The organism is Polaromonas sp. P1_G2 (assembly GCF_056405515.1).
On sequence record NZ_JBFUBY010000245.1, the window covers coordinates 1 to 6,206 of the forward strand.

A 6,206-nucleotide genomic window follows, 5' to 3' on the forward strand; every position below is an offset into this window, starting at 1 on the left:
ATACGACGCGCTCCCTGGTGGACGCGATGCAGGCCTATGGCTTTGACGCCGTCCACCACAAGGCCAAAGCCGACAAGCTGCACAAGGAAACCTTTCCGCTGATTGCCTGGCTGCAGCCCAAGGCATTTGAAACGGCTGAAACGGGTGAAACAGCCGAAGCCGGCCGGGAAAAAAGTGAGGGGCTGGAAGCAGCAGCCGGGCAGACGGTGCCGGCCCTGATCCTGCAAGCCGACGCCACCAAGCTGCTGCTGGTCGAAGCCGGCGACGCCAGCCCACGCACGCTGGAGCTGCCTGAATTCGCACTGCGTTACAGCGGCCATATCACCCGTGTCACGCCGCAGGCCGACCCAGCCGCCGACCCCGACAGCGAAGCCCAGGCGCGGCAGGCGCGCAAGTTCGGCTTCAGCTGGTTTGTGCCAGAACTGCTCAAACACAAAAAACTCTGGCAGGAGGTGCTGCTGGCCTCCCTGGTCATCCAGCTCATCGCGCTGGCCACGCCGCTGTTCACCCAGGCCATCATCGACAAGGTGGTGGTGCACCGCACCGAAAGCACGTTGATCGTCATCGCCATCGGCATGCTGGTGTTCATGACTTTCTCCGCGGCGCTGTCGTGGCTGCGCCAGTACCTGGTGCTGCACACCGGCAACCGCGTCGACGCGGTACTGGGCTCTTCGGTCTTCGAGCGCCTCTTCAAGTTGCCGCCGCTGTATTTCCAGCATCGGCCCACCGGTGTCATCGCGGCCCGCCTGCATGGCGTGGAAACCATTCGCGAGTTCATCGCGAGTGCGGCCGTCACACTGATCCTGGATTTCCCCTTCCTGCTGATCTTCGTCGCCATCATGTTTTATTACAGCGTCACCTTGACGCTGATCGTGCTGGCCATCCTGGCCGTCATCGTCGGCCTGAGCCTGGTGGTCGCGCCCTTGTTCCAGGCGCGGCTGCAGGAGCAGTTCCAGATGGGCGCGCGCAACCAGGCTTTCCTGACGGAATACGTGGTCGGCCTGGAGACCGTCAAGTCGCTGCAGCTGGAGCCCCAGCTCAACAGCAAATACAGCGGCTACCTCGCCAGCTACCTGCAGGCCGGCTTTGCCACCAAGCAGCTGGCCAACAGCTACAACACCGCCTCCAACCTGCTCGAGCAGCTCATGAGCCTGCTGATCCTGGGCATAGGCGCATACACCGTCATGCACAGCAAGGAGTTCACCATCGGCATGCTGGTGGCCTTCCAGATGTTTTCCGGCCGGCTCTCGCAGCCCATGCTGCGCCTGGTCGGCCTGTGGCAGCAGTTCCAGCAGGCCAGCCTGTCGGTGGCGCGCCTCGGCGATTTGATGAACGCGCCGATTGAGCCTTATTCGGTGATCCCCGCGCGCGACACCGCGCGCAAGGGCGAAATCCAGATCCACGAGATCGCCTTCAAATACGCCGAGCACCTGCCACTGGTGTACGAGAACCTTTCGCTGGCCATCAAGCCCGGCCAGATGATAGGCATCATGGGCCCCTCGGGCTGTGGCAAGAGCACGCTGGCCAAACTGCTGCAGGGCTTTTACCAGCCCAGCGCTGGCCGCATCCTCATCGACGGCATCGACATACGCTACCTGTCGGCCAACGAGTTGCGCAGCCACTTCGGCGTGGTGCCGCAAGAGACCATGCTGTTCAGCGGCACGATTTACGACAACCTGCAGATGGCCAGCCCCAACGCCACCTTTGAGCAGATCACCGCCGCCTGCAAGATGGCCGAGATCCACAGCGTCATCGAAGCCCAGCCCCAGGGCTACCAGACCGAGATCGGCGAGCGCGGCGCCGGCCTCTCGGGCGGGCAGAAGCAGCGCATCGCGATTGCGCGCGCGCTGCTCAAGCGCCCCAGCATCCTGGTGTTTGACGAGGCCACCAGCGCGCTCGACGGCCCCACGGCCGAACACTTCGCGCAAACCATCAATTCCCTCAAGGGCAAGGTCACCATGCTCTTCATCACCCACGGCCTGCCCAAGGGCCTCAAGATAGACGCGGTGTTCCGCCTCACGGCCACGGGCGCGCAGCTGATGTCGCCCGCACAAGGCCCCGCCGCCAAGGTCACGCCCATGAACCACGGCAACCATACCGGAGGCACCGCGTTGCGCACCGTGCCCAAGACGGAGGGCGAGGTATGAGCGCCGTGCCCCCCACCACGCCGCAAGACGGTGCACCGCAGGCAGAGGCGCCGGCCGCCGACGCGCAGGCCAACACACAAGCTTCCGCCAAGGTCGTTCAATTGCGCCCGCCCAGCCAGTGGCACGACCCGCTCAGGCTGATCCAGAACGAAGCGCCCAGCGAGTTCGGCCGCATCGTGCTGTGGGCCGTATCGGCCCTGGTATTTATCCTGCTGATCTGGGCCGCCATCGGCAAGCTCGACATCATCGCCACCGCCGAAGGCAAGCTGGTGCCGCAAACCCTGGTCAAGATCGTGCAGCCCGCCGAGCCCGGCGTCGTCAAGGAGTTGCTCGTCAACGAAGGCGACACCGTCAAGCGCGGCCAGGTGCTCGCGCGGCTCGACACCACGCTGGCCAGTGCCGACAAGGCCGGCATCAGCAGCGACCTGGCGACCCAGCAACTGCAGATGCGCCGCCTCGAAGCCGAACTCGCCGACCAGCCCATGCTTCCCAAAGCCGGCGACGACCCGCAGGCTTACGCCCATGTGCAGARCCAGTACATCGCGCACCGCAAAGCCTTCCTCGACAGCCTGGACCAGGAAAAATCCATGCTCACCAAAGCCGAGCATGAGAAAAAAGGCGCGGCCGAAATGCTGGCCAAGCTGCAGCAAACCTTGCCCACCTACCAGCGCACCGCAGCCGCCTACGAGAAGCTCGAGAAAGAAGGCTTTATGGGCAGCCTCGCCGCCGCCGACAAACAGCGCGAAGCGATTGAAAAAGGCAAGGACCTCGACGCCCAGCAATCCGCCGTGCAGGCCTTCAGCGCCACCATCGCCGCGCAGACCAAAAAAATCAGCCAGCTGCAAAGCGCTTACAAGAGCGAGTTGCAAAAAGAGCTCGCCGACGTGCGCGCCAAAACCGCACAGCTGCAACCCACCCTCGACAAAAGCATTTACAAGGAAGGCCTGATGGAATTGCGCGCCCCGCAAGACGGTGTCATCAAGGACCTGGCCACCACCACCGTGGGCGCGGTGGTGCAGCCCGGCACCGTGGTGCTGACTTTAGTGCCCCAGGGCGAGCAGCTGTTTGCCGATGTTTCCATCAAGAACGACGACGTGGGTTTTGTGCAAGTGGGCCAGTCCGCGCAAGTGAAGCTCGCCGCCTACCCGTTTCAGAAATACRGCATGTTGATGGGCAAGGTCATCCACATCAGCGCTGATGCGACGCAGAACAACCAGGGCGGTAGTGGCTCGTCATCAGGCAGCACCGGCTCAAGCAGTGCCGATGCCGCTGCGGCGGCCGCAGCCGCCATGGCGACCTACAAGGTGCGCGTCAGGCTCGACGAACAAGTGCTCAAAGACCCGCAGGGCAGGGCACTGGTCATCACCCCGGGCATGCAGGTCGTGGCCGAGATCAACCAGGGTAAGCGGACGGTGCTCGAGTATTTGCTGTCGCCTGTGCAGAAGGCGGTGCAGGAGTCGGGGAGGGAGAGATGAATGAGATCAACATAGGGCCCTTGCTAGTGTGTCCTGGGAGAAGAAATGCGTGATTACTGGTTAACTAAAGAATTGCTGCAAGCAGCAGGCATCGGTTTTGTATTGTTTGCCTTAACCAGCATCGGGCTGGCGCTTTGGCTACCCAAGAGGTGGTGGGGAAAGCTGCTAGCGGTGTTGGCCGTGGCGTTTGTGATTGCCATACCGTTGTACAAAGCCAGCCAGGAAAACCACCAGCAACAGGTGGCGATGGATGACTACAAACAGCGGCTTGCCAAGGCACAGGCCTTGTTTGAAGAGCGATGCAAAACATCCGGCGAGAAAATTATCCGGACGGTAGACGATGTAGAGGGTATTTTCGTAATGAAACTTCGAACTGAGGCAGTCAACTATGAAGACCAGTTCAAGCTAGATGACCCCTATGGCTATGTAGGTAATGGCGAGGACTATTTGAGGCTGTTCATTCGTGGACGGTCGAAGATTCCAACCATTATTGGTCACATAGTCCCTTCTGAGCAAATAGTGACCTACAAGTTTGTAGAGGTGGCGAACGAAAACGACACCGGCTTCTATCGGTACACAACGGTTATGGGGAAAGACGTCAGCGAACGTATTACCCGTAATGGCGGTGGCGTCGTTCCTCTTTCAAAAATTTCAGTGCCTGTTCGCACTGCACGCTACGGAATTACATGGGATGACATCTCCACCCCGACAGACCGGGATAGTTGGATCGCAGGCAGTTCTCAAAAGATCGTTGATCTACAAACAAATGAAGTTATTGCAGAGCGCGTCGGGTATATGTTTGATAGGGCTCTAGGTGATAAGACTGGGGGGAGGTCGCCATGGTCTTACGCGCGTCAAAACAGTTGCCCAAAATTAGACGAGAAAACCTTCTATTTTTTTGACCGAGTTATTAAGCCAGCACAAGGAGCGAAAAAATGAGCGGCGATATCACTACATATCTGAAATATGCAAACCTGCAAATGGCAGCCGAGGCTTTTTTCGATCTTCCAAGTCCTGAGGGTGTGAAAGGTCAGCTCATATACGGCAACAACCGCTCAAGCAAATTCACGGCAACCCAAGCCGATCAGTTCATCGAAGACGGCTGGACGGTGGTGGACCATAAATCAAACACCAGCACAGGTTTCAGCGGAACCCTCTTCAAGAACACCCGGACGAACGAACTCGTCCTGAGCTTCCGCTCCACGGAATTCATAGACGACGGGGCGCGGGACAACCAGGCTACCAACGGGATGGAGATACGCCCCTTTGGCTGGGCCTTCGGACAAATATCGGACATGCAGAGCTGGGTTGATGGGCTGCTCGACGGCAACAAGATCAATCTGCAGCAGACMTTGACTGTCACCGGTTATTCCCTCGGTGGCCATTTGGCGACAGCCTTTGATCTCCTATACCCCAATGCCGCGACGTCTATCTACACATTCAATGGCGCCGGAGTAGGCCTCCTTAATAACAGTATCAGTCTTGGCTCAGTCATCAGTGCTTTCGACCAACGCCGTAGCACTGGCAGTAACGCCGACCTGTTCACCGACGCATCCGTGCGAGATTTCTACGATTCCTACAAAAGCATTGTCAGCTATGTGAATGGCGTGGTAACGCTCGAGGTCATCGATTCAGCTTTGTTGCAGGCGAAGACACTGACCACACAGCTGTCTCCAAATACAGCTGGCTATGGTGAGGCCGCGCTTCTGGTCAAGGCCCTGCAGCGCAGTAGAGACATCGCTTTTGAAGCTGCGCGGGTAACCAACCTGTCCAGTGGGGACGGCAAGAATGCTGTTGGCGTGACACTGGACAACATTGAAGCCATTGGCCTGGACTATCAGTTGGCCGTGCTCAAAGCCGGTGAAAAAACCTCGAGTTATGGTGACGAAGATGCAGTACGTAAGGCCTTTGGCGGCCTCTCCCGGACCACGGACAACCGGGCCAACGTATTTGATTTGTATGGTGCCACCACCCCATCCATGGTGTCCAATTCTCAACGCCATTTGGGTATTAGTAAACCGATATGGATTGAAGACCAACCGCTCCTTCGCGGTAGCGCTGCCGCAGCCGTTTATAGCGAAAGCTCATTTGCCAATGGCGTCAAGCTTCTGGTGCCCAACTTTTCTGCCAACGACTTTGGCGACACCCACAGCCTGGTCTTGCTTGTCGATTCATTGAACGTGCAGAACACGCTGGCTCAAATGGCCCCCAGCCTCGATGACGCGACGTTAAAAAATGTCTTTAACTCCGCTAGTAACGCCAAAGTGGAAACCGGTTTTATTAGTAATGTCGGTACAAACAATCAGGGCAAGGCCGATGGCGACACTTTGGAAAGAGTTGTTAACGCCTTAGCTGACATGTTGGGCATGGGATGGAAAGACAGCGAAAGGCTCAAAGGGAGCCTGGAAGGCAATACGTGGGCGCTGACAACTGGTCCAACTGGCTATAGCGGAAGAACCAAGTTTTATGAAAAACTTAAGGCGATTACGGACACCTCAACATATCAAGCGCTGCTTGGAAAAGCCACCATTGTTCCTATTAGCCAGGTGACTGATGCGCAGACTAATTTTGCAAGCTTTCTTGC

At 58.3% G+C, this 6,206-nt stretch carries 4 protein-coding genes; all 4 read left to right on the forward strand.

Annotated elements, in window-relative coordinates; translation table 11 throughout:
- Window positions 1–2,147, forward strand: a 2,147-nt coding sequence (locus AC1D0P_RS20115) for a peptidase domain-containing ABC transporter (RefSeq protein WP_477678374.1), incomplete at its 5' end; no start/stop codon positions are given.
- Window positions 2,144–3,622: an HlyD family type I secretion periplasmic adaptor subunit gene (locus AC1D0P_RS20120; protein WP_477678375.1), complete on the forward strand. Its 1,479-nt coding sequence runs from the start codon at window positions 2,144–2,146 to the stop codon at window positions 3,620–3,622. The genes AC1D0P_RS20115 and AC1D0P_RS20120, both read left to right, overlap by 4 nt.
- Before the next feature lie 45 nt (window positions 3,623–3,667).
- Window positions 3,668–4,561 (forward strand): hypothetical protein, encoded by an 894-nt coding sequence (locus AC1D0P_RS20125; RefSeq protein WP_477678376.1) that lies wholly within the window; start codon window positions 3,668–3,670, stop codon window positions 4,559–4,561.
- Window positions 4,558–6,206, forward strand: a 1,649-nt coding sequence (locus tag AC1D0P_RS20130; RefSeq protein ID WP_477678377.1) for an alpha/beta hydrolase family protein, incomplete at its 3' end; no start/stop codon positions are given. The genes AC1D0P_RS20125 and AC1D0P_RS20130, both read left to right, overlap by 4 nt.